The sequence below is a fragment of the Dellaglioa sp. CoH-55-MRSF-9 genome, assembly GCF_056782155.1.
Genome location: NZ_JBXAYG010000084.1, coordinates 1 through 271, shown reverse-complemented (window position 1 = coordinate 271; position 271 = coordinate 1). Strand labels below are relative to the sequence as shown.

The 271-nt window shown below is 60.1% G+C and carries 1 protein-coding gene; it reads right to left on the bottom strand.

Translation table 11 applies throughout. From position 1 onward, the window contains the following. Positions 1-62: 62 nt before the first annotated feature. Complete coding sequence (locus AC1RPV_RS07890; RefSeq protein WP_391856959.1) at positions 63-197, bottom strand: hypothetical protein; 135 nt, start codon at positions 195-197, stop codon at positions 63-65. Between the last annotated feature and the right edge of the window lie 74 nt (positions 198-271).

Below are 271 nucleotides of genomic sequence, written 5' to 3'. Positions count from 1 at the left end.
CGGTAACTTCTGCGCCTTCCGGGATTGCGGCGATAAGCGGATTCGTCGTCATCATCAGCCCCTTACGCGAGCTTGCCGCGCGAGTCGTGTTTTTCGCGTCGGGCCTTGCGCCGCGCCTGTTCGCGAGTGCGCACCGTGTCGGAATCGCGGGCCGGTGCCTTGCGCGAGATGCGTTCGAAATGTGCGTTGCCTTGCATGATGGTTCCTTTTGGTTAAAAGTCAGTAGCTCGATTATGGGGTATCGACGTGCCGCGCGTCAACACCCCGGAAA